Source organism: Parasynechococcus sp. (assembly GCF_045559935.1).
In the GTDB taxonomy this organism is placed as follows: Bacteria; Cyanobacteriota; Cyanobacteriia; order PCC-6307; family Cyanobiaceae; genus Parasynechococcus.
Window position 1 is genome coordinate 58721 of record NZ_JBJLJL010000010.1, and the last position, 18991, is coordinate 77711.

Consider the following 18991-nt stretch of genomic DNA (forward strand, 5'->3'; position numbering starts at 1 on the left):
ACCAATCGCCCCCTCTTCCAGTGTGTTCCTTGATACAGGCTCAATGTGTTCTGCACGCTGCCGGTTGCAATATGTTTTAAATAATCTCGGGTGCGCTCCTTTTCCAGCTCGCCATGCCGTTCGACTTTCGGCTGATCTACGCGTCCGACCTTGAGGAATCGCTGGGTCGCGACTCAACGATCAATTTTGCAGCGATTGTTGAGGCACTCAGAGCAGAAAGCTCATCCGATCTGTTGATTTCGGCTGGCGACAACTACATTCCAGGTCCATTCTTCAACGCTGGTAACGACGGCACCATGCGTCGCGTTGATGGCGACGCAACTCTCGGTGCGTTGAACATCGCCTACAACGCCCTGGCGGCTCTGGAGGGCGACGCACAAGCGTACGACGCCTTGCGCGGGGCTCCCGGTGCGATTGATATCGCGCTCATGAACGTCATCGGTTTCGACGCTTCGGCCGTCGGTAACCACGAGTTTGACGCTGGCACCTCCAGTTTTGAAACGCTTCTGGAAGCCGATCAGCGCGGTGATGAGGGTGTTGCTGGTGACCGTTCAGCAGGTACCTTCTTCCCTTATCTGACCACCAACCTCGACTTCTCTGAAGAAGGTGATCTCGCCGGTTTTGTGACCGACGCACCCAACGGAATTGTCAATGCCACTGGCGGGACTCAACCGAGAACGCTGGCTGACGCGGCCATCTTCGACTTCGACAACAATGGTGTTGTTGAGCAGGTTGCTGTTGTCGGGGCCACAACCCCCATTGTGCAGTTCATCTCATCACCCGGTGATGTTGAGGTGCTCGGTACTGCCGGCCTGACGGGTTATCCCACGAGCGATGCTGAACTTGCAGCAGTGACGGAAGCACTGGCTGCAGTCATCCAGCCCACCATCGATGCCCTGCTCGCAGACGGCGTTGATCAAATTGTTCTTGCCAGCCATCTGCAGCAGTATGAGATGGAAGAAGCCCTGGTCGGGCTTCTGAGTGGAGTTGATGTGATCATCTCTGGTGGATCCGGTACGGAGGCCACGTTGCTTTCCGACGGTATTGAGATGGTCAATGCCGATGGAGATCCCGCTTACGTGGTCTCCATCGATGGCTACTACGACTCGGTCGGTGTTTTAGATATCACGTTCGACGACAACGGAGTTCCTTCAGCTGTTACGGCCCAGGAAATTCCTTCCACGGATGCAGGCGTTGCGTCTGTCGGTGGCGATGTCACCACAGGGCGAGCTGCGATTGCTGCTGATCTGATCGAGGCCGCGCGTGATGTGGTCGTCTCCAACGATCAGACCATCTACGGCTACACGGATGTTTGGCTTGAAGGCCGCCGGGGATCCATCCGGACGGAAGAGACCAACATGGGCAACCTTGCCTCTGATGCCCAGCTCTGGTACGCACGCACGGTGGATCCCGAGATCCAGGTTTCCCTCAAGAACGGTGGTGGACTCCGTGCTCCGATCGGATCAGTGTCGGCTGATTCGGAATTCACGGCGCCGGTCGCATTGACCGAAGAGGTCGATGGCTACGACAAACCCGCAGGTGCCATCTCACAGCTTGATCTGGAAGCTGTTGCCGCCTTCAACAACGACCTGGTTCTCGTCAACACAACGGCAGCTGGCCTCCATGAATTGATGGAGCACTCCGTTAACGCGAGTTCACCGGGTTCGACCCCAGGCCAGTTCCCACAGATCGCTGGAATGCGTTTCAGCTTCGACTACGACGCTGACTTCAATCCGCTTGTTGAAGGACAGCAGCGGGTGCGCGATCTGGCTTTGGTTGATGACGAGCACGAAATCACTGAGGTCATCGTCGCCAATGGTCAGCTTGTTGCTGATCCAGACATGGAGATCAAAATGGTCTCCCTTGATTTCCTGGTGAACAACAACGGCGACAGCTACCCCTTCACCGACGATGCCGACTCGGGCATCGAAGGGGTTGCCACCAGTGTGATCGACCTGCTGGATGACAACGGTGAAGAACTTGGCGAGCAGGTTGCGATTGCCCAATACCTTCAGGAGTTCCACGCCACCCCGGAGAGCGCCATCGATGCTGAGGAGGAGCCTGCGTTCCTCGACACCCGCACGATGAATCTGGCTGCTGACAACTTGGCAGCCTATGAATTCGCCGCAGAGGTTGCCGGTGCCAACGCGATTCACGCTCCCATCGGAACCATCGATCTGGAAGGGTCCGAGATCGTGGCCTTTGCCCCTGATCATCAGGTCGCCGTTCTGGTGACCGGTGTTGACAGCAACGCCGCTGGCGATGTGGTTCACATCGTCGATCTCACCGATCTGACGGAGCCCGAACTGATCTCCTCGATTGTTGAGATCGGCGAGGTTCAGAGCGTCGACATCGCCGGCGATCTGGTCGCCGTCGCCGTCGCCGATCAGTCAGATCCAGACACCGATCCTGGTGTTGTCTCTTTCCACCGCATCACCGGCTTCGGCGAACGGGCCCAGCTCAATTTCGTCGGACACGTTGAGGTCGGCGCTCTGCCTGACTCTGTGGCCTTCAACGACCACGGCACTCGCCTGGCCGTTGCCAACGAAGGCCAGTCGAACGATGTCGAAGATCTCGCCGATGATGCCCTGGGCACCATCTCGATCATCGACACCAGCAGCTTTGATGAAACCGGTTCCGTTGACGAGTTCACTGTCGAGACCATCGACTTCTCTTATCTCGATGATCTGACCGAACAACTCAACAACCAGGGCATCCGGATCGCCCGTTCAGCCGAGAGCGTTGGTCAGGACATCGAGCCTGAATTCATCACGACCATCGGGGACACGGCGTATGTCTCACTGCAGGAGGCCAATGCCATTGCCGAGATCGATCTGATCGAGGCAGAAGTTGTTGATCTGTGGACCACCGGCTTCAAGGACTGGGTGCACGGCCGCCCGGTTCTGACCGACATCGAATTTGATCTCGCTTATCCCAGCGTTCACAACGGCGGCGTCGGTCGCCCTGACCCCAATGGCAATGGCGCCGTTGATGTTGGTGAAGCCATCGCCGGTGGCATCTCCGGTGCCTTCTACATCGGTGATGACGAGGAAGACGGTCTGGACCGTTATGTGGTCGTCACCGACCGTGGTCCTCAGGCCTTCGACATCGGTGATCGCGATCTTGATGATCCCGATGATGCCTTCGACGGTGAGAAGGTCTTTGACGACCCGATGTATCCGATCACCGTCTACACCCTGACGGATGACGCTGGAGTGGTTCTCGAAGAGAGCGCCCTCCAGCTGATGGTTCCCGACAGTTCTGAGGAGGGCGGTTTCCGTCTGTCCACTGGTCTGCCCGGTCTGGATGGACAGGAGGCCGGTGTTGCCTACGACATCGCCATGGAGCTGGTGGCTGTCGGTGATGCCGAACTCGGCACCTTCAACCAGTACCAGGTGGCACCTCTCGATGCTTTCGGTATCGATGCTGAGTCGATCAATCTGATCCCTGATGCTGCTGATGCGGCAGCTCAGATCAACGGTGGCGACTCCATGTATGCCATCTCCGATGAGTACGGCCCTCAGATCCTGCTCTTCGATTCCGAGAGTGGTCATCTCGTTCAGCGTTACGTTCCCGAAGGCACCGTTTACGACGCTGACTATTCCGACGACATGGCGGATGTGGAAGGGTTCACCTTCGACACGCTTCCTTCGGTGTACTCCGATCGCCGCACCAACCGTGGCTTCGAGAGCATGGCGTTCAACACCGACGACAACCTGCTCTACGCCTTCATCCAGAGCCCGATGCGCCCTGAGGGCTATCTGGACGGAAACGCCGAGATCATCCGTGTTCTGGCAGTTGATCCCTACACCGGCACACCGCAGGCTGAGTACCTGCACCTGCTCCCCAGTGCCGATATCTCCGCGAAGAATGCCGGTGTCGACAAGGTCGGTGATGCTGTCTACGACCCCCACCGCGGCGTCTTCCTGATCTCCGAGCGTGATTCCTCTGATGGTGACCCCACGGCGACGAAGCGCGTTGTGGAGGTGGATCTTCTCGGTGCCACGAATGTTCTCGACACCGACTGGCAGACCATCCTCGGTGTGACCCAGCCTGAGGCTTACGCCACCGACAGCCTGGTGGATGACATGGCGGCTGAAGACATCTACTTCACCAACCGTGTGGAGTTGTTCAACCTGCCGTCGTTGGGTGCGCACCTCGGCTTCGACAAGATGACCGAGGGTCTGGCTCTGAACACCAACGATGGATCACTCATGGTGTTCAGCGACAACGACTTCGTCAGCCAGGCCAACAGGCCAGCCAACATGGTCACGCAGGTGGCGTTCGAGCCTCTTCCCCTTGACACCTCCAACCGTGGAGAAGCCGGCGGTGAATTCGGTCTGAAGAACGTCTACGGCATCAAGCATCCTGACGGTCTGCATGCCTTCGAGCTCAATGGCGAGACCTTCGTGATCACGGCCAACGAGGGTGATGCCCGTGATGGTGATGAAACCATTGACGAAGTGCGCGTCGGCGATCTGGTGGAAGACCTGGGAACCTCCCAGGAGAACCAGGATTACTGGGTTGAAGAGCTCGGCGAGCGTCTCCACCTGGTCGCCAATGCAGGTGACTATGACCGGGATGGCGACATCGATCAGGCCTTTGCCTTCGGTGGTCGCAGCTTCAGCATCTACGACGAGGTCGGCAACCTGGTGTTCGATTCCGGCAATGAGCTGGATGAGCTGATGAAGGGTATCGGCCTCTATCGCGACAGCCGCAGCGATGACAAGGGGATGGAACCCGAGTGTGTTCTCACCCAGGAAATCGATGGAAGGATGTATGCCTTCATCGGTCTTGAGCGTGGTGAGCACTCCACGGTTGCTGTTTATGACGTGACCACCCCTGCGGACTCCCACCTGGTGGACATCCTTGCCAACACCATCGTTGAGCCTGGTGTTGACGAGGATGGCAACGCAGATCTGTTCACCGGATCGATGCATCCCGAGGGTCTGCTGTTCATCGAGACAGCCCCCAACGGCGGCGGTGTTCTGCTGGTGGCCAGTGAGGGTGACGACTACCCCGTCGAGTCTCAGTTCGATGTCTACAGCTACGGGCTGCCTGACGGTGTGACCCCTGAGCTGGCACTGACCTCAGAGTCTGACCTGGTTCTGGGTACGGCCGGCGACGACGACACCCTCGTTGATGATCTCGGCTTCAGTGGCCACGCTGAAGTGCTGTTTACCGGTGCCGGCACCGACACCGCAGACTCCGAGATCATCGGAGGTGAAGAGAACACCATCTTCACCGGCAGCGGCGACGACACCATCTACGCCAATGAAGACGATGTGGTCATCGGTGGTTCCGGTAACGACACCGCCTTCGCCACGGCGGATGACGGCAACCGCCTCAGCGGTAACGATGGCTTCGATGTCTTCAACATCGGCACCAGCCACAACCGTGTTCTGGGCGGCGACCACGACGACGTCTTCAACGTTCTCGATGGCGCAGGTGTCAACTACCTGAACGGTGGTGATGGCTTTGACCAGTTCTGGCTGATCCCCGGCGCTGGTGATCGTCCTGCCGAGGCTCAGATGGTGATGGACTTTGACTCCGATGAAGATGTCATCGGTCTCTCCGGCGTCAGCTACGACAACATTGATCTTGAGTCTCAGGGTGGAAACACGCTGCTGCGGGTGAATGGAGCGGAGGTTGGCCTGTTCATGAACACCACGACCGAAGACTTCCACATCAGCAACTTTGCTGGTTTGGCTTGATCAACGATCTGATTCATCATTAACATCCCGAAAGGCGGCCATATGGCCGCCTTTTTTTGTTTTTCAATGATCATTCATTAACCCAGTGAGCATGCAAACCGTCTGATGATTGCCAGGCCATTGTCCAGTGGCTTTGCCGGTCCTTAACCACTCATTGTTAGTCTTTTTTGGGATGTTTTGATTTCACGTGAGCAATCATCAGGTCGACGATTCGGAAATGCTCGACCTTGTCTCCTCGGCCTCGGTAACGATTCCGTGGAATATCGCTTGGCAGGAGCTTGATCTCATTTTCGGCCTTGGTCGGTTGGCGAGTGGAGAGCAGGTGCTTCTGAACCCAGCGGACTTTGGAGTTATTCCTGCTGGTGGTGTGCAGCTCCCTGGCGTTGAAGTGCGTGGGTCAGATGCAGGCAACATCATTTATGCCTCATCGAATTCTTCTGTCTATGGCGGTGACAACAGCGATTCTCTTTACAGCATTGATGGTTATTCAGATAATGTACTTGTTGGAGAAGAGGGTAGTGATCGTTTTGTCATTGCTTCCAGCGGAGATTATATCGTTGGTGGTTCTCTGATTGAGAATGCGAATAGCTTCGGCCTTCCTCCTTATCTTGCCGAGGTCGATTCTGTTCCGGATCTCTTTTACCTGACGAATTCAGGTTCTGGCGCATCTGACAATGCTTCTCTGATCGCTGATTTTCGTGTTGGCGTTGATCGTGTTTTCGTTGATGGCGAAGAACGTGGAGGTGAATGGTCCTCTCTCAAGGCTGATCTGGCACTGCTGGGATTCGATGTCAACGCTGCACCGATGCTCCAGGAGAGCTTGAGAAGCATCAGCCGTGAGTTCGTGGCAGGTCAGCAGGGTTTGATCGATCTGACCGGTTCTGTGACCGATCCTGACGAGGACGAGCTGGCTGTTGTGATTCTGTCCGGCCCGGAGTGGGTCAGCAGTTCCGGTCTTCAGATCGTCCTGGCTCCCCCAAGCGGGACCGCTCTCGATGGCGTGGCGACTTATGGAGTTCATGACGGTCGTGCCATCGTTCTCGGTGAGATCCAGTTGTCAGTCACCCCGGGTGATCAGCCGGTACCCAGCCCTGCACCCTCACCCAGCCCTGCGCCGTCAGCCCAGCCCTACCCGTCGGTGCCACCGATTGGTCCGTCTCCCAATTTCGTCGGTGACAGCTCCAGCGTTGAAGTCATCCAGGATGACCAATCCGTCCGCGTGATCGGTGCTCGAGGTGCTGTGTCGATTCCTCTTGATGCCGTTGACAAGGTCACTCTGGACAACACCTCGTCTGAAAGAACTCAACTGACTGTCTCGGCTGAAGTTCGTGGTCTTGACATTCAAATTGACAGTGGGGCGCTGACGCTGGAGGGTTCCAAGGTCGTTGGTTCCACGATTGAGTTTGCTCAAGGAGAGGATGCCGAGTTTGTCAGTTCAGTACAGAAGATTGGCGGTGGTACAACCATCGTGATGAGTGAGGGGAATGACTCCGTTGAAATTGGTCAGGGTGTTGTCAACAAAAGTTTCTTCTCCACTGGCGAGGGAGGGGATGCCGTCCTCCTCGATTCCGCAGTGAAGATCAAGGGGAATACGGTCTTTGATCTTGGCAAGGGCACGGATTCGGCAACGATCGATGCAGAGATCCGAAGGGCAACGTTCGAGTTGGGGAAGGGGGCTGATCAGATCACCATGACTGGTGCGGTGAAGAAAGCATTTGTTGACCTCGGTTATGACAAGGCTGGTGATGTTGTGACCATTGCGTCTGAAGATCTGATCTCGAGGAAGATCAAACTGACCAACTTTGATAAAAAGGATGAGCTGATTATCGGTGGAGAAAGCTTTGGTTACGCTGATCTTCAGTCGAATGATTTTGACCGGATCAGTGTGAGTTTCCGCGGTGAAACCTCGGCGGTTGTTCCGGAAGAGTCCAGCGACTCCAATGCCTCGACGGGGTTTGATTTCCTCTGATCAGCCCTCGAGGCATCGCAGGATCTCCTCCCGGCTGATGTCATCCCGCATTTCCACGGTCCCGATTGATGTCGGCATCACGAAGCGAAGCTGTCCGTCGCGCACTTTCTTGTCACCCTGAAGCGTCCTGAGTACCGACTCGGGATCCAGATCAGGCCAGCTGGTGGGCAGACCTGCTCGATCGATCAACCTGCGCTGACGATCGGCCTCCTCCCGGCTCCAGCTGCTGCGCTGCACCGCCAGCTCTCCCACCGCAACCATTCCGATGGCCACCGCTTCACCGTGCAGCCAGGTTCCGTAACCACTCAATGTCTCCACGACATGGCCGAAGGTGTGGCCGTAATTGAGGATCGCCCTCAGCCCTCCCTCTTTTTCGTCGGCGGCCACCACCCTGGCCTTGGCGGTGGCTGATCGTTCCAGCAGGTTGATCAGAGCGTCGCCGGCAAGTCCCTCGGCGCAACTCGGGTCGGCGATCGCCTCAAGGGCTTCGAACAGCTCCGTATCACCGAGAATTCCATACTTGATCACCTCAGCCATCCCGGCGCGGAATTCGCGTACCGGCAGGGTGGCCAGGGTCTCCGGGTCCATCAGCACGAGTGTCGGCTGGTGAAAGGCTCCGATCAGGTTCTTGCCGCCGGGATGGTTCACTCCCGTCTTGCCGCCGATCGAGGCATCCACCATCGCCAGGAGTGTCGTCGGAACCTGAACCACAGCGATTCCTCGCAACCAGGTGGCCGCTGCGAACCCGGTCATATCGCCGACCACCCCTCCACCGAGGGCGAGCATCAGTGAGCTGCGTTCCAGCTTCATCGCGAAGGCCGCGTCATGAATGCGTGCCACGGTCGCGGGCGTTTTCTGCTCTTCACCGGCCTCGATCACCAGGAGTTCCACCTGGAAACCGCTGCTCCTGAGACTGTTCAGGCAACGATCGCCGTAGGGGCCGGCCACATCCGCGTTGCTGACCACGAGAATCTTGCGGCCGGGACGCACCCCGGCCGCAATCAGCTCGGTTCCGACGCTGCTCAGGGCTCCATCACCGATCACCACCTGGTAGGGCGTCGTCTCCAGTTCCACAGCAATGCGACGGAACGGCGCGGACTGGGTGATGGACATGGGAGCTGAACCAACCTGCCCACTCTGCCGCTCTGCGACGGTCACCCGCGCCTACCCTCACGCCAGCACCCCGGGGCTCATGCGCAACAGCCTCACTGCCTGGGCCTTCCTGCTGCCAGCGGTTGTTCTGATCAGCCTGTCCGTTCTCATCCCGGCCGTCATGGCGCTCGTCATGAGCTTCACGACCACGGGCCTCGATGTGAGTGAGCCCCTGCAGTTCGTGGGCTTGGCCAATCTCCGCCGGCTGATCAGCGACCCCATGGCCCTGCGGGTGATGACCACCACCCTTCTCTATCTGATCGGTGTTGTTCCGCCGATCGTGCTGGGTTCCCTGGCCCTGGCCGTGCTGGTGAACCGCAGCCTTCCCGGCATCCATGTGCTGCGGGGGGCCTTCTACACGCCTGTGTTGGTGTCGATCGTCGTGGCAGCGATCGCGTTCCGCTGGCTCTACGCGGAAAACGGTCTGGTCAACGGCTGGCTTGTGGCCTGGTTCGGTGACACCTTTTCGCCGATCGGGTTTCTCACCACGCCGCAGCTGGCCCTGCCGGCCGTGATGCTGGTGACGCTCTGGAAAGGACTCGGCTATTACATGGTCATCTTTCTGGCCGGTCTTCAGGGGATTCCCAAGGAGTTGTACGAGGCTGCCGAGCTCGACGGCAGTGAAGGCTGGCGTCAGCATCTCGACATCACGCTTCCGTTGCTGCGTCCCTACGTCGCGCTGGTTGCCGTGGTCTCATCCATCGCCGCAACCAAGGTGTTCGAGGAGGTGTACCTGATGACCCAGGGAGGCCCGGCCGACTCCACCAGAACCATCGTTTACTACGTCTACGACCAGGCTTTCGCGGAACTTGAAATCAGTTATGCCTGCACGCTCGGACTGGCGCTGTTCCTGCTGGTGATGCTCTTCACCCTGATCCGCCTGGCCTTCAGTGGCGATCGCGCCTTGATCTGAGCAGCCGATCGCGGATCCCGGTGGCAAGCTGCGGGAGTCTGCTCGACCTGGATGATCGGCGTTGTGGGAGGAGGCCAGCTGGCCCGCATGCTGGTTCAGGCGGCGGCTTCACGTCAGATTCCCGTCGCTGTTCAGACGGGCTCCGATGACGACCCTGCCGTGGAGGGGGCCTCCCGGCTTGTGACGGCGGATCCCAGGGATGTCGCCGGTACGCGCCAGCTGGTGGAGGGATGCAGCGGCATCACCTTTGAGAACGAATGGGTGAATATCGATGCTCTGATCCCCCTTGAGCAGCAAGGAGTTCGCTTCCGGCCTTCCCTGGCTGCGCTCTCTCCCCTGGTCGACAAGCTCTCCCAGCGCCAGCTGCTTGCCGATCTTCTGATTCCGAGCCCGCCCTGGTGCCCGCTGAGCCTGGTGTCCCCTGCTCAGCCGGCCCTTCCTCAAGGCTGGAGTTTTCCTGTGATGGCCAAGGCCGCCAGGGGTGGATACGACGGCAAGGGCACCCTGATCCTCAAGGACATCGATGCGCTGGCTCAGTTGATCCGCTCGGTCACTGCCGAGGAGTGGATGCTCGAGGCCTGGGTGGACTACGAGCGCGAACTGGCGTTGGTGGTCAGCCGCGACACCAGCGGATGCGTCCGGGCATTCCCCCTGGTGGAAACCCATCAGAGCCAGCAGGTCTGCGACTGGGTCCTCGCACCTGCCGCCGTGCCCCAGGCCGTGGAAGCGCTTGCTTTCAACGCAGCCTCGTCGCTGCTGACGAAGCTCAACTATGTCGGGGTTCTCGCTCTGGAATTCTTCTTCGGCCCTGACGGTCTGCAGGTGAACGAGATCGCACCCCGGACCCACAACTCCGGCCATTTCTCGATCGAGGCCTGCACCAGCAGTCAGTTCGATCAGCAGCTGTGCATTGCAGCCGGGCTGCCGGTGCCAGCTCCTCAGCTCGCCTGCCAGGGTGCGGTGATGGTGAATCTCCTCGGTCTGTCCGACGGAATCGCCGCCCCCCTTGATCATCGGCTGGCCTCACTGCGTCAACTGCCCGATGCCACGCTCCACTGGTACGGAAAGAGCCCGGAATCGCCGGGGCGGAAACTCGGCCACATCACCGTGGTGCTGCATGGGGCGACCGCGGATGAGCGCTCCGATGAAGCGCACAGGATCACCACCAGGATCAGAGAGATCTGGCCGTTGCCTTGCTTCGGCTCCGACTAACGTGGCATTGAACTGCTGTGTTGGTGACGGCCTTTTCTAGTGCTCTGATCTGACTCTCTTTCGACTTGGGGAGACTGTCGTGAAGGTGCCGTAAACCGGCCTTGCAGCCGGAAACGAAGCCTCATTTTGACTCCCCTTCTGGTTCTTCCAGGTCGACCACTGGGGCTCGCACGGCATGGCGGTTCACCCTCTTTCTTCAGGCGTTCTCGAGGAGATCACGTGAATCTCTCGTTTCCGACCATCGTTCTGATGCTCCTCGCCTGTTCCTCACCCGTGAAGGCCGACGGGATCAGCTTTCGTCCAGACGATGCCATGGTGGCCTGCCGCGCCATCCTTCCGCAGTGCTTCACGCGGGCGGACTGGGCTGAGCTCTGCCGAACCGATCCCTCGTTGTTGGAGGCTCATCCGGAGGCCTGCCGACTGGCCATGCTGGCCGATCCCGAGAATCCCTGAGCGACTCCATCGCGCCCTTCAGGGGCGATGTCGCTCCATCGCCTGCTGGAGATCCGGTTTCGGCAGGTCCGTGATGATGAACACCTCCTGCACTGTCGTTCCACGACGGGCCACAAGCTTGTAGCCGCCCCGGATTGGCGTGGACACCCGCAGTTCAAGGGTCGGGCAGCGACCCTTGACCCGGTTGATCACGGCCGGGGTGATCGTCTGGATGCCCTGCTCGGACGCCAGAGATCTCAGCCAGGGGATCAGACCCTCGACGTAGGTGCTGTGGGTGATCACAACCCGGCCCAAAACCGAACACTTTCCCAGGAACTGGTCGAAGTTAGCGGCCATGGCTATGCCGGAGAGAGGGTGCTGTGTCGCCATGCTGAGATCCGTGGATGCCTTGCGCCGAGCAGTCTCCGGTCCACTCACCGACAGCTGCGGTCCCCAGGCCCGCATGCTCACCGCGGAAGTGCATGGCAGTGAAGTGCGCGGTCTCGCCATCTGCCCGGGACGGGTTGTGCGCTATGTGCTCGATGCACAGAAGTCTCACCTGGACACCGTTGACCTGTTGCGGTTGACCCGGGCCACCCGCAAACCAGCAGCCTGAATCAGCAGCGTTCGAGTGGTGCCATGGTCAGACCCTCGGATCCCAGTTGCTGGTGGTAGAGCTCGGCCTGCTCGAGCGGGCCGCACCACACTTCTGCAGACCCCTGACTGTCGATGCGATTGGCCAGGGTCCAGGCCTTTTCCTCACTCATCCCCGGGATGATCCGCCGCAGGCAGTCCACCACATGCTGAAAGGTGTTCACGTCATCGTCGAGGACGATGACCCTGGCCTCTGGATAGCGCTGGGTTGTCCTCTGACGCTCCAGCAGCGTTGTGGATCCCGGGCTGGAGCTGCTCATGACAGATGCTGGCGCTTGGGTTGCGAGGACGGGAACCTAGGTAGGATCACACGAGCGAAGCGGTCAAGCACATGCTGTTCACCCTGGCCTGGGCATCTCTAGCCGCCATATTCAGCTTCTCCATTGCGATGGTCGTCTGGGGTCGCAACGGTGACGGAACTCTGAAGTTCTGAGGCCGTTGCCGTCCCTTGATGGTTCCCTGATCAGTCAGTCACTGGCGGTCTCGGCAGCCGTTCTGCTGGTGTTCGTGAGTGTATCGGTGATCTACCTGTCGCTGATCGAGTGGAAAGACCGACGCCGACGCCGCTGATGAAGGTCGCGGCAGGTCTGTTTCGCCGCTTGGCGACCTTCCCGATCACCGCCCCGGCACTGCTGTTGCTGCTGATGCTGTCCACGGCTTGGCTGACGCATGTCGCCCGGCGGGAGCACTCGCCCAGAGATTCTCAGACGCAGCAGCTGGATCTGCTCAGCGCATCCCTGGTGATGTTGCAGAGCTTTCAAGTGGATTCCGGGCAATCCGTTCCGGAGATCTGGTCTGAACGGCTCGGTCCGGAGCAGGCCTCCCGACGCTGGCGTGCCTCCAGGGAGCAGATCTGGTGGAAAGGGTGGGTTCCCTCGGGCAGCAGTGTGCTCGTGCTGCCACGCCAACAGGGCTCAACGGCGGGCAACAGTCCTCTGGATCGGCTCCTGCCCGGGTTTGACCTTGTCTTTTCCGATCCCGCTGAACGCAGCAGCTTCATGGAGTCGTTGCGTCCCCAGCCAGGGGACCCATCACCGCTGGAACGGTTCTGTCTGAGGGCCCTCGAGGTCTCAACGGCTGTGCGATGGACGCCGGAGGCCCTGCTTCCGATGGCCGGACCACTCGCTTCGATGCTCAATTCGGCCTCCCATGGCTGTCTTGTCCTGAATGTCGACGCCAAGGATCTGCGTTGGAGCGGGGTGTTTGCCAGTCGACCGCTTCGGGATGCCCCACGACGACTCAAGCCTCCAAGAGGGACAACGCCTCTGGCACCGGGCAGGCTTCGGGCTCCCATGGCTTCCGATCCTTCGCTGCTGCCGATGTTGCAGCTGGACAGTTCAACAGCGGAGCCCGTGCTCAGTGGAATTCTGAATCGCCCTCTGATCCGGGACGGTCTTGAGAACGACTACGGGTTGACGCTGGCCATGCGTCGCCAGCTTCTTGAGGTGCCGATGCGCCTGAGTGTCGAACCTCAGGCGAAAGGTCCTTTCCAGGCCCGTGTGCAGATCGATCTGCAGCTCCCCTATCGGGATCCGGACGTGAGACGAGCGCTTGAGTTGACGGCGACCCGTCTCGAGAAGCAGGGATTCCGGCGACGACGCGTCGATCTGGTTCACCCGGATGGCCAGACCGTCATCCGGGCGACTCTCTGGCTCGATGATGACGAGGACCCTGGACGGGTGCTTGGGGGATGGACCTGGCTGCCCAGGGATGCAAGCCATGGACACCCCGCTCTGCTCCGCATGGTGCTTGCCGGTGCGCCCACGCTGAAACGATCGGCAACGGCCGAGCTCGGCTCCGACAGCAGCATGAATCTCATGCTGTCTCCAAGGGATCTGGTCACCCACGGTCTGCTGCCCGTCAGCTGGCCGACTGTGGTGCGATCAGCGGAAAGGCTGATGCTGCGCACGATGCCGCTGCGCGGGCAGACAGCCCGGGACGACTCCTGGCGATGGGTGCGTGGTCAGCTCGATGTTCCCTGAGCGGCTTCATCCTGACGTTTTTCCCGCTTCCTTCGGTCGGAGGCCAGGGTTTCCTCCATCAGTTCCACGGCCTGTTCCATCCGTTCACTGTTGGAGGCGAACAGGTTCAGGTCCTTCTCCACCCGTTCAGAAGGGAAGTTGAGGTCAGTGCAGAGATCGACAGCCTGTTGGGCCAGAGCCTTGCCGTCTGGACTGTCCTGGTTGCCGCGAGCGGTTTCGAGCACGGTCAGCAGGCCGATCGCCATCATCCGCGAGTAGTGCGATCCCTCGGGCAACCGCTGCTCGGCCAGCATTGTCGTAATGCCTTCCATCGCTGCGGAGGCAGCGGCGTCGCGGGTTTGAGAAGCTTCCCGTTTCAGGGCGTCGGCATCAAAGCCATTGCTGCTGCAGATCGCTGCGAAGAGACGATCGGGATGGCTTTCCGGTCGATACCCTCGCGTGAAGGTTGTGAAGACCTTTTCGAGGCCTACCGCGAACAGTGGCGTGCTGCTGAACTGTGTCTGATGGCTGAGTAGATGCAGTTCCACCAGCAGCTCATCGCTCACCCGCCGGTAGAGGGGGGCGATGACATGGGGGAACGCCTGATGAAACGCCCGCTTGCTGTCAGCAATGGTCTGACGATCGCCCAAGTCGGAACCCTGGAATGTCGGCAATGACCATAGCGCCGAGGACGACGCCGTTAGGATTGACGCAATCACGCAGAAGCAGATGATCCCGATCGTGATCGAGGAGTCCGGCCGGGGCGAAAGGGCCTTTGATATCTACTCCCGTCTTCTCAGAGAAAGAATCATTTTTCTGGGTGAAGCCGTAACGAGCGATTCAGCCAATCGCATCGTTGCTCAGATGCTTTTCCTGGAAGCGGAAGACCCGGAAAAGGACATCTACCTGTACATCAACTCACCTGGAGGTTCCGTCTACGACGGGCTTGGAATCTTTGACACGATGCAGCACATCAAACCGGATGTTCATACCGTCTGTGTTGGTCTCGCCGCAAGTATGGGAGCCTTCCTTCTCTGTGCCGGTACGAAGGGCAAGCGCAGCAGCCTTCAGCATTCGCGCATCATGATTCACCAACCACTCGGCGGGGCTCGCGGTCAGGCCAGTGATATCCGAATACAGGCTGATGAAATCCTTTTCCTCAAGGATCGCCTCAACCATGAACTGGCTTCGAGAACCGGCCAGCCCCTCGACCGCATCCAACAGGACACCGATCGTGATTTCTTCATGTCACCCACGGAAGCTGTCAGCTACGGGCTGATTGACTCAGTGATCGACAAGCGCCCGGTGCATTCCGTCGCTTGAAATCCGGTCGTCCAACCAAGATCTGTCCGGTCTGCGAGAGACCGTTTCAGTGGAGGAAGGCGTGGAGGAATTGCTGGGACGAGGTTATCTATTGCTCTGATCGATGTCGACGAAGGAAATCAACGGTTTCGTTAAAAGATAATGTTTAAAGCAGCAAGTCATTGCGACTGACCTTCAGGGATTTCCACATATCTTTGATTTGTTCAAAAGCTTTTTCCTGGCTGACTTTTCCGTTTGATTGCAGTCCGACAATCAGGCCGACGCGATCGGCAAATTCCTCGAGATTCTGGTGAAAGGCAACCCTCTGAGGGGTCCAGTCGGGGCCATGAAACTGGCTGTGACCCTGCATCGGTGAACGGGTGCCATCACTGGTCATGAGTGATGCTCAGACATGCAGAACAAGACCCTGACACCTTAGAGATGCTCAGGGTCTTGCGGTGTGATCTCCGAATCAGTTGAGAATCGGTGTCGAGCGGTCCTTGTCGGGAACCGTCGCGAACTCGCCGACCATGGCGCGGAACTCATCGCCGTCCATCGTCTCCTTCTCGATGAGAGTTTCGACCAGGGAATCCATGGCCTGGCGATGCGCCGAGACAATGGACACGGTCTCCTCGTAGCAGTGCTTCACCATGGCGCGCACCTGTTCATCAATCTGACGGGAGATGGAATCGGAGACGTCGCTGCGGGTCATCAGATCACGACCCAGAAACACTTCCTGATTGCCGCCCTCAAGAGCAACAGGTCCGAGATCGCTCATCCCGAATCGCGTGACCATCTGACGGGCCATTGAGGCCACTTGCTGAATGTCGCCACCCGCACCGGTGGTGACTTCCTGGTGACCGAAGACCACATCTTCCGCCGCGCGTCCACCGAGAGCTCCCATGATGCGTGCCTTGAGTTGAGCTCGCGTCACAAGTGACTGCTCCTCGTCGGGGGAGAACCATGTGAGGCCCTGTGCCTGCCCCCGGGGAATCAACGTGACCTTCTGAACCGGATCGTGATCTTTGACGAGGGTTCCGATCAGGGCGTGACCGACTTCGTGGTATGCGATCAGACGCTTGCTGCGTCCATCGGTGAGAGGTCGACCTTCCATGCCGGCGATGATCCGATCCACGGCATCATCGATTTCGCTGAGGCCGATCGCTTCCTTGCGGCGACGGGCCGTGAGAATCGCGGCTTCGTTCATCAGGTTGGCCAGATCAGCCCCTGTGAAGCCGGGGGTGCGACGCGCAATGCTCTCGAGAGACAGCTCTTCCTTGAGTTTCTTGTTCCGGCAGTGCACTTCGAGGATCGAAAGCCGGCCCTTGATGTCCGGTGCATCGACGGTCACCTGGCGATCGAAGCGGCCAGGACGCATCAGAGCGGAATCCAGAACATCCGGGCGGTTGGTGGCCGCGATGATGATGATGCCGCTGTTGCCCTCGAAACCATCCATTTCGGTGAGCAGCTGATTGAGGGTCTGCTCGCGCTCATCGTTGCCGCCGCCGATGCCGGCACCCCGCTGACGGCCGACGGCATCGATCTCATCGATGAAGATCAGGCAGGGGCTGTTTTCCTTGGCTTTCTTGAACAGATCCCTGACACGACTGGCACCGACACCGACGAACATCTCGACGAATTCGGAACCTGACAGAGAGAAGAACGGCACACCGGCCTCACCTGCGATCGCTTTGGCCAGAAGCGTCTTGCCGGTTCCCGGAGGTCCGACCAGCAGCATGCCGCGGGGAATCTGTGCACCGACGGAGGTGAAACGTTCCGGCTGCTTGAGGAAGGTGACGACCTCTTCAAGCTCCTGTTTTGCCTCATTCACACCGGCGACGTCGTCGAACATCACTCCGGTTTCGGCCTCCATCATGAAGCGGGCCTTGCTTTTGCCGAACTGCATCGCCTGACCGGGGCCACCGGGCATACCGCTGTTGCGTCGGGCCAGGAAGATGAGAGAGCCGATCAGGAGCAGTGGGAACAGCAGGTTGCCCAGCAGACCGAGAGCCGGAGGTGCGGTGCGGGGAGGATGAATGTCGAAGCTGATGCCCTCGCTCTTGAGGGTGTTGATCAGTTCTGGGGCCAGCCCGGGAAGATCCACTCTCAGCCGTTGGACGCGATTGTCGAGATCGGGATCGACGGCTTCAACCACGGCATTGCGACCTCCGTCGTAGATGTCGACGGCTGTGACGCGACCTGCCTCGACGTAGTCAAGGAAGCGTCCGTAGCTCATCCTCGCGACGGCGGCATTCCGGGGTGCCACGGTCGGGCCGCTGGGGCCCACTCCGTTGACGCCGCCGTTGCTCACGACCTGCCAGCCGATCAGCAGGACCACGGCGATCGGCAGGAGCCAGAGAACAAGGAGGCGCCAGCGCTGATTCATGATCCTGAGAAATGATGAACGACTGTAAAGCAGTTGGACCGCTCTCTGACGCGTCGTTCAGAGACTTCTGAGGGCCACGATCGGATCCAGCCTTGCAGCTCGGCGGGCCGGAACGACGCCGAAGAACAGCCCGATCGAACCGGAGAGCCCCACCGTGATCAGCACCATGCCGGTGCCGATGGTCGCCGGCAGCGGCGTCGCGGCCGCCACAAGCGCAACGGTGCCGAGGCCTGCCGCCGTGCCGATGGCGCCGCCGAGGCTGGACAGCACAAGGGATTCGACCAGGAACTGCTGCAGAACGTCGCTGCTTCGAGCCCCCAGAGCCTTGCGGAGTCCGATTTCCTCGGTTCGCTCACTGACGGAGACGAGCATGATGTTCATGATTCCGATGCCTCCCACCAGCAGGGAGATGCCGCCGATGGCAGCAAGCATCAGCGTCAGCCCTCCGGTGATGGTTCCCACGATGCTGAGGGCATCCTTCTGGGATCGGACGGCGAAGTCGTCATCGCGCAGGATCCGATGCCGCTGCCGCAGCAGATTGGTGATCTGGAACTTGGCCGCGCCGGTGCTCGCCTCATCCCGAGCTTCCACGCTGATGAAACTGAGACTGATGCCGTAGGTGGGATCCCGACCCGTCAGCCTTGTCACCATCGTGCTGAGCGGGATGTAGGCATTCTCATCCTGGTTGCTGCCGAACACGGCTCCCTTCGGTGCCATCACACCGACCACCTCGAACGCCTGGCTCCCGATCCGGATCTGCTGCCCCAGAGCGTTGCCGGTGGGGAAGAGTTTCAGACGCAGATCCGGGCCGATCGCCACGACGTTGCGGGCAGCCTTGTTGTCCTCGGCGGTGATGAACCGCCCCCGAGCAACCTCGAAGCTGCGCACGGGGAGAAACTCGGGCGTGACGCCGGAGATCGAGCTGGTGGCGCTGCGGGCTCCCGTCTGGACCACCTGGCTGCTGGTGATCTGCGGAGCCACACGACTGACGCTTGGCACCTGCTCGGCGATCGCTTCGGCATCCTCCAGAACCAGTGTTCTCGGGAAGGCGACTCCTCGGCGACGGGTGTCGTTGTTCCCTGGAACCACAAACAGAACGTTGGCTCCGAGGTTGCTCAGCTGTTCCTCGGCCAGGCCCTGCGCACCGCGCCCGACTCCGACAAGGGTGATCACCGAGGCATTGCCGATGACAATGCCCACCATCGTGAGCAGGCTGCGAAGCCGGTTGCTCCGCAGGGTGGTGAGGGCCATCCTCACCGTCTCCGTTGGCGGCATCCGCCGGGTCATGGCTGCTCA

18 protein-coding genes and 1 other RNA gene are annotated in these 18991 nt (G+C 59.7%); 12 read left to right on the forward strand and 7 right to left on the reverse strand.

The genetic code is table 11. The features are described 5' to 3' along the window. Nucleotides 1-113 precede the first annotated feature (113 nt). Nucleotides 114-5714: a choice-of-anchor I domain-containing protein gene (locus ACJ0G7_RS10225; protein WP_407396032.1), complete on the forward strand. Its 5601-nt coding sequence runs from the start codon at nucleotides 114-116 to the stop codon at nucleotides 5712-5714. A 187-nt stretch (nucleotides 5715-5901) separates the two neighbouring features. Further along, nucleotides 5902-7683, forward strand: coding sequence for a hypothetical protein (locus tag ACJ0G7_RS10230; RefSeq protein WP_407396033.1), 1782 nt, complete (start codon nucleotides 5902-5904; stop codon nucleotides 7681-7683). Here ACJ0G7_RS10230 and aroB read toward each other — a convergent pair whose 3' ends face one another. Further along, nucleotides 7684-8796 (reverse strand): 3-dehydroquinate synthase, encoded by a 1113-nt coding sequence (gene aroB / locus ACJ0G7_RS10235; RefSeq protein WP_407396034.1) that lies wholly within the window; start codon nucleotides 8794-8796, stop codon nucleotides 7684-7686. 79 nt (nucleotides 8797-8875) lie between these two features. Here aroB and ACJ0G7_RS10240 point away from each other — a divergent pair, with 79 nt between their 5' ends. From ACJ0G7_RS10240 to ACJ0G7_RS10255, 4 genes are all read left to right on the forward strand, one after another. Beyond that, on the forward strand, nucleotides 8876-9748 hold the full coding sequence (locus tag ACJ0G7_RS10240) for a carbohydrate ABC transporter permease (protein WP_186485605.1): 873 nt from the start codon (nucleotides 8876-8878) through the stop codon (nucleotides 9746-9748). 51 nt (nucleotides 9749-9799) lie between these two features. Then, the gene (locus ACJ0G7_RS10245) at nucleotides 9800-10960 is read left to right on the forward strand and encodes a 5-(carboxyamino)imidazole ribonucleotide synthase (RefSeq protein WP_043691003.1); all 1161 of its coding nucleotides are present in this window, start codon (nucleotides 9800-9802) and stop codon (nucleotides 10958-10960) included. Nucleotides 10961-10966: 6 nt separating this feature from the next. Continuing rightward, nucleotides 10967-11149, forward strand: a non-coding RNA gene (gene ssrS, locus ACJ0G7_RS10250) — 6S RNA. A 30-nt stretch (nucleotides 11150-11179) separates the two neighbouring features. Continuing rightward, nucleotides 11180-11413, forward strand: coding sequence for a hypothetical protein (locus tag ACJ0G7_RS10255; protein WP_407396035.1), 234 nt, complete (start codon nucleotides 11180-11182; stop codon nucleotides 11411-11413). A gap of 18 nt (nucleotides 11414-11431) precedes the next feature. Here the strand turns inward: ACJ0G7_RS10255 and ACJ0G7_RS10260 are convergent, their stop codons facing one another. Further along, nucleotides 11432-11707, reverse strand: a complete 276-nt coding sequence (locus tag ACJ0G7_RS10260) for a DUF2103 domain-containing protein (RefSeq protein ID WP_043696445.1) — start codon at nucleotides 11705-11707, stop codon at nucleotides 11432-11434. Nucleotides 11708-11780: 73 nt separating this feature from the next. Between ACJ0G7_RS10260 and ACJ0G7_RS10265 the strand changes: the two genes are divergently transcribed. Beyond that, the gene (locus tag ACJ0G7_RS10265; protein ID WP_043691007.1) at nucleotides 11781-12008 is read left to right on the forward strand and encodes a hypothetical protein; all 228 of its coding nucleotides are present in this window, start codon (nucleotides 11781-11783) and stop codon (nucleotides 12006-12008) included. Nucleotide 12009: 1 nt separating this feature from the next. Here the strand turns inward: ACJ0G7_RS10265 and clpS are convergent, their stop codons facing one another. Beyond that, entirely contained in the window at nucleotides 12010-12306 is a 297-nt protein-coding gene (gene clpS / locus ACJ0G7_RS10270; RefSeq protein ID WP_043691010.1) for an ATP-dependent Clp protease adapter ClpS, read from the reverse strand. Between the two features lie 71 nt (nucleotides 12307-12377). Here clpS and petN point away from each other — a divergent pair, with 71 nt between their 5' ends. From petN to ACJ0G7_RS10285, 3 genes are read left to right on the forward strand one after another with little or no spacing between them, the layout of a single operon-like run. Then, complete coding sequence (gene petN, locus ACJ0G7_RS10275) at nucleotides 12378-12479, forward strand: cytochrome b6-f complex subunit PetN (protein ID WP_043691012.1); 102 nt, start codon at nucleotides 12378-12380, stop codon at nucleotides 12477-12479. 5 nt (nucleotides 12480-12484) lie between these two features. After that, nucleotides 12485-12616 (forward strand): hypothetical protein, encoded by a 132-nt coding sequence (locus tag ACJ0G7_RS10280; protein ID WP_256381027.1) that lies wholly within the window; start codon nucleotides 12485-12487, stop codon nucleotides 12614-12616. Nucleotides 12617-12645: 29 nt separating this feature from the next. Further along, nucleotides 12646-14028: a hypothetical protein gene (locus ACJ0G7_RS10285; RefSeq protein WP_407396037.1), complete on the forward strand. Its 1383-nt coding sequence runs from the start codon at nucleotides 12646-12648 to the stop codon at nucleotides 14026-14028. Here the strand turns inward: ACJ0G7_RS10285 and psb29 are convergent. Next, entirely contained in the window at nucleotides 14010-14657 is a 648-nt protein-coding gene (gene psb29 / locus ACJ0G7_RS10290) for a photosystem II biogenesis protein Psp29 (RefSeq protein WP_407396038.1), read from the reverse strand. The two genes, ACJ0G7_RS10285 and psb29, sit on opposite strands and share 19 nt — an antisense overlap. 79 nt (nucleotides 14658-14736) lie before the next feature. On the opposite strand from psb29, the gene clpP reads away from it, so the two are divergent. Then, a complete protein-coding gene (clpP, locus tag ACJ0G7_RS10295) occupies nucleotides 14737-15330 on the forward strand; it encodes an ATP-dependent Clp endopeptidase proteolytic subunit ClpP (protein WP_043691017.1) in 594 nt (197 codons plus the stop codon). Further along, nucleotides 15327-15479, forward strand: a complete 153-nt coding sequence (locus ACJ0G7_RS10300; protein WP_407396039.1) for a DUF2256 domain-containing protein — start codon at nucleotides 15327-15329, stop codon at nucleotides 15477-15479. Before clpP ends, ACJ0G7_RS10300 begins: the two co-directional genes overlap by 4 nt. On the opposite strand, the gene ACJ0G7_RS10305 is transcribed toward ACJ0G7_RS10300, so the two are convergent. The 3 genes from ACJ0G7_RS10305 to ACJ0G7_RS10315 form a co-directional block, all read right to left on the reverse strand. Then, complete coding sequence (locus tag ACJ0G7_RS10305) at nucleotides 15476-15706, reverse strand: hypothetical protein (protein WP_407396040.1); 231 nt, start codon at nucleotides 15704-15706, stop codon at nucleotides 15476-15478. The genes ACJ0G7_RS10300 and ACJ0G7_RS10305 overlap by 4 nt on opposite strands. Before the next feature lie 75 nt (nucleotides 15707-15781). Continuing rightward, nucleotides 15782-17695, reverse strand: a complete 1914-nt coding sequence (gene ftsH, locus ACJ0G7_RS10310; protein WP_407396042.1) for an ATP-dependent zinc metalloprotease FtsH — start codon at nucleotides 17693-17695, stop codon at nucleotides 15782-15784. A 57-nt stretch (nucleotides 17696-17752) separates the two neighbouring features. Continuing rightward, nucleotides 17753-18982, reverse strand: coding sequence for an ABC transporter permease (locus ACJ0G7_RS10315; protein WP_043691020.1), 1230 nt, complete (start codon nucleotides 18980-18982; stop codon nucleotides 17753-17755). Between the last annotated feature and the right edge of the window lie 9 nt (nucleotides 18983-18991).

What these genes read in the sequence shown, in the direction of transcription:
- ACJ0G7_RS10225 (WP_407396032.1), top strand. Translation starts at nt 114, where the DNA reads ATGCCGTTCGACTTTCGGCTGATCTACGCGTCCGACCTTGAGGAATCG.
- aroB (WP_407396034.1), bottom strand. Translation starts at nt 8,796, where the DNA reads ATGTCCATCACCCAGTCCGCGCCGTTCCGTCGCATTGCTGTGGAACTG.
- ACJ0G7_RS10240 (WP_186485605.1), top strand. Translation starts at nt 8,876, where the DNA reads ATGCGCAACAGCCTCACTGCCTGGGCCTTCCTGCTGCCAGCGGTTGTT.
- ACJ0G7_RS10245 (WP_043691003.1), top strand. Translation starts at nt 9,800, where the DNA reads ATGATCGGCGTTGTGGGAGGAGGCCAGCTGGCCCGCATGCTGGTTCAG.
- ACJ0G7_RS10265 (WP_043691007.1), top strand. Translation starts at nt 11,781, where the DNA reads ATGCTGAGATCCGTGGATGCCTTGCGCCGAGCAGTCTCCGGTCCACTC.
- clpS (WP_043691010.1), bottom strand. Translation starts at nt 12,306, where the DNA reads ATGAGCAGCTCCAGCCCGGGATCCACAACGCTGCTGGAGCGTCAGAGG.
- petN (WP_043691012.1), top strand. Translation starts at nt 12,378, where the DNA reads ATGCTGTTCACCCTGGCCTGGGCATCTCTAGCCGCCATATTCAGCTTC.
- clpP (WP_043691017.1), top strand. Translation starts at nt 14,737, where the DNA reads ATGATCCCGATCGTGATCGAGGAGTCCGGCCGGGGCGAAAGGGCCTTT.
- ACJ0G7_RS10305 (WP_407396040.1), bottom strand. Translation starts at nt 15,706, where the DNA reads ATGACCAGTGATGGCACCCGTTCACCGATGCAGGGTCACAGCCAGTTT.
- ftsH (WP_407396042.1), bottom strand. Translation starts at nt 17,695, where the DNA reads ATGAATCAGCGCTGGCGCCTCCTTGTTCTCTGGCTCCTGCCGATCGCC.
- ACJ0G7_RS10315 (WP_043691020.1), bottom strand. Translation starts at nt 18,982, where the DNA reads ATGACCCGGCGGATGCCGCCAACGGAGACGGTGAGGATGGCCCTCACC.